Genomic DNA, 3403 nt, shown 5'->3' with positions numbered 1-3403 from the left:
GTTGTTCTAAATAAAAAATTTTTAACGACGTTATAGTGCAATTTAATTCGTTAAATTGATCAAAGATTTATGCAGGTTGGTATAATCTATACCAATTTTATTAAACTAAAAAGGGAGCATTTAAATGCTCCCTTTTTTATACTTTTAAAAACGCCATTGCGCATTTAGCATTATTTGCTGCTGCGAGATTCGTTCATTAAATCCAATTGGCTCTCTATTTTTTGCAACACTTTTAAGTGCAGAACCTTCAACCCCTATTTGTAGTTTACTAGTGAGCTGGTAGCGCCATGTTGCTGTTAAGCCTTCCCCATTACTTGCATTAGGGTCAAACGCGGTTGTGTCGTTGTCAGTAACTTTAAAATAATCATAACGTACTGAAACTCGATGTTTGCCTTCTTTATGGCTCAGCATTAAATAATGGCTATAAAAAGCATTATCAATTAATGCGTTACTGCCCATTTCAGTTTTACCATTAAGTACCTGTGCTATTAAACGTGTTTTACTATTAAACTTATAAAGCCAAGCGGCGCTTGTAAAGCGAGTATCCCAAGCATATTGGCCTGAACTATAATTAACCGCCGCTGGATCGCCGTTGTTATCATAGTAGTAAATTCTAAATTGTGATTTTTTCAAATAATCCCAATGCATACCTACGTAATAACCAAATCGACCATCAACTTCTTCAAAAGGCAATACCTGATTAGCTTGCCAGCGCAACTCGTACTTGTCTAAAGATGCTATAGATGCAAATTTTATACTTTCGTTAAATGTAGTTTGTCTATCGTGTAATGCAAAACCACGCCACGCAAGTAAAGTACCTGCAGGGTCATTGCCTTTAAATGTAGCACCTACAAAGCTAAAGCTATGAGCGCTGTTAAAACGTTTTGCTGGGCGCTTAATAGTTACCTCTACGCCAACAGTGCGTACTTCCTCGCCTATCCAGCTATTAATAGCTGAGTTTGTATAGTTATAAGGAGAAGTCCACCCTATATCAGGATTTTCAAGCGACATAAGTGGGTAAAAGCCCCCCACGCGCATGTGCCATTTATAGTTGCTGTTAGATAGCGGCTGATACTTTATATAAGCCTGCGTAAAACCAAGGCCAACGTCAGGATCTTGATTCGCATTTAACACCCCATGAGCCGACCAACTAGATGCTAAATCAACATTAAAATCTAAAATACCTTGGGATAAAATAAGTTCGTCGCTTTTAGTATCGTGCCGATATAGCCCAAGGCCGCCCTCTTGGAAACTACGTATATCGTCACCCTGCACGGCTCTAATTTGTATTAAGCCTTTTACTTGTGCATACAACACATTACTAAAACATAAAGCACCGGCTAAAAATGCCAGCCTCGTTAAGCGATTAATAGTCATCAAATTCATCCGTAGCAAAATCAATTTGCTCCGTAATTTCCTGCTTTACTTTATAAGTGATAGGGTTAGTAGCCACATTGATAGTTTGAGATTCAACCTTACTAATATCACTAAACCCAGAATGCCAAACACTTAACGTGTATTCGCCTGCATTGGCATTTAAATCAACATTCCCGTTTTCATCAGTGATTGCAAAAATAGTGCTATCTACCACCACAATATAACCTAACATCCAATCATGAATATTACAGCCAAGCTCAACAACACCCGTTTGATCAAAAGTAATGGGCGCTTTTGGGTGCTCCTTATATAGCTTTAATTCAAATGTTTTGGCTTTAGAAAATGAATAAACATGATGCATGATTGAGTCCGCATTCGGAAACTCTACCTTTGCATTTTGTGGGACAACTAAAATACGCGGCTTAAATTCTCGATTTTTCTGGGTCATCGCATAAGGTGCTTCTGGAGGAATAACGCTAGAGGTGTCTCCTGCAGTTAGCCATACAACAGCATTAGGTAATGGGTCATTATTAGCATTTTTAATTGTAATATTTGCTGCAAAAACTCCAGTACTAACACTTAGTAAAAATACATAAAGTAAGCTTTTTATCATTTTCTTGTCGCTATTATCAATTTGTTTACATTATAGACCGATTAAGCCACCAAATTCTTTCTATTTTTTAAAACATTGAATACGTATGTAAGCAGTCGTATTAATCATCAACAGTCATTATCCTTAGATGTCACCACCGACTCATCTAAGGACACACCATGAGAATACCAGCACTTGTGCTTTTAGCCTTTGCTAGTAATAGCTACGGACAAACCGTAGAGCTAAAATCGCCAGACACACAAATAACAGTAAGCATCTCTGACGAAAACAACACGCCAAGCTACGCAATAAAATTTAAAAACAAAGCAGTTATAAACAAATCTTTACTGGGGTTTGAATTTAAAACACAAGCAGCTTTTAGCGACGGCTTTAAAATTAAAAGCATTGAACAACAAAGCGTTAATACACAGTGGCAACAACCTTGGGGCGAACGCCAAAACGTTGTTGACGAATATAACGAAGTAGCCGTTACCTTTACAAAAAATGAGCCAAATAAAGGTACCTACACAATTCGATTTAAAGCATTTGATAGTGGTGTAGGTTTTCGATACGAAGTGCCACAACAAGCCGGCTTCGAACATACAGAAATAACCAAAGAGCTGACTGAATTTGCTATAAACAATAGCCATGATGCAACAGCATGGTGGATACCTGCTCGTGGCTGGAACCGCTACGAATATGTTTACAACACCACCCCACTTAACGAAGCTCCACTAGCTCACACACCATTTACGTTTAAAACAAGTGACGGTACTCATATTAGTATTCATGAAGCCGCACTTGTTGATTACGCAGGCATGGTGCTTAATCAACGCCGCTCTGGTACGTTTACTGCAGATTTAACGCCGTGGTCAGATGGTGTCGCCGTTAAAAAACAAGGTGCTTTTAAAACACCATGGCGCACCATTCAAATAGCCGACAGCGCTGTTGGCTTAGTTAATTCAGATATAATACTAAACCTAAACGAGCCTAATAAACTCGGTGACGTGTCGTGGGTTAAGCCTGGCAAATACGTGGGTATTTGGTGGGGTATGCATATAAACACGCAAACTTGGGGTAGCGGTAAAAAACACGGCGCCACTACGCAAACCACAAAATACTATATGGATTTTGCAGCGCAGTATGGTTTTGATGGCGTACTCGTTGAAGGCTGGAATATTGGCTGGGATGGCGATTGGTATTTTAATGGCGATGTATTTAACTTTACCAAACCGTACGACGACTTTGATATAGCAGCGCTTACTCAATACGGCAAAGAAAAAGGCGTACAGCTCATTGGCCATCACGAAACATCAGGCAATGTAAGCAACTACCGTGACCAAATGGAAGATGCCTTTGCTCTTTACGAAAAATCAAACGTAAGCCAAGTAAAAACAGGTTATGTAGCCGATGGCGGAAATATAAAACGTATAG

At 39.1% G+C, this 3403-nt stretch carries 3 protein-coding genes; 1 reads left to right on the top strand and 2 read right to left on the bottom strand.

Going from position 1 to position 3403, the window contains the following annotated elements; translation table 11 throughout:
• Window positions 1–144 precede the first annotated feature (144 nt).
• Together L654_RS0100220 and L654_RS0100215 are read right to left on the bottom strand one after the other, a co-directional pair.
• A complete protein-coding gene (locus L654_RS0100220) occupies window positions 145–1377 on the bottom strand; it encodes a hypothetical protein (protein ID WP_024606910.1) in 1233 nt (410 codons plus the stop codon).
• Entirely contained in the window at window positions 1367–1990 is a 624-nt protein-coding gene (locus L654_RS0100215) for a plastocyanin (protein ID WP_024606909.1), read from the bottom strand. The genes L654_RS0100220 and L654_RS0100215 overlap by 11 nt, the downstream gene beginning before the upstream one ends.
• A 158-nt stretch (window positions 1991–2148) precedes the next feature.
• Here L654_RS0100215 and L654_RS0100210 point away from each other — a divergent pair.
• Window positions 2149–3403: glycoside hydrolase family 97 N-terminal domain-containing protein (locus tag L654_RS0100210; RefSeq protein WP_024606908.1), on the top strand; the 1255-nt coding region annotated here is incomplete at its 3' end.

The sequence above is a fragment of the Pseudoalteromonas sp. TAB23 genome, from assembly GCF_000498075.1.
Taxonomy (GTDB): Bacteria; Pseudomonadota; Gammaproteobacteria; order Enterobacterales; family Alteromonadaceae; genus Pseudoalteromonas; species Pseudoalteromonas arctica.
This window is presented reverse-complemented; position numbering and strand designations above follow the sequence as displayed.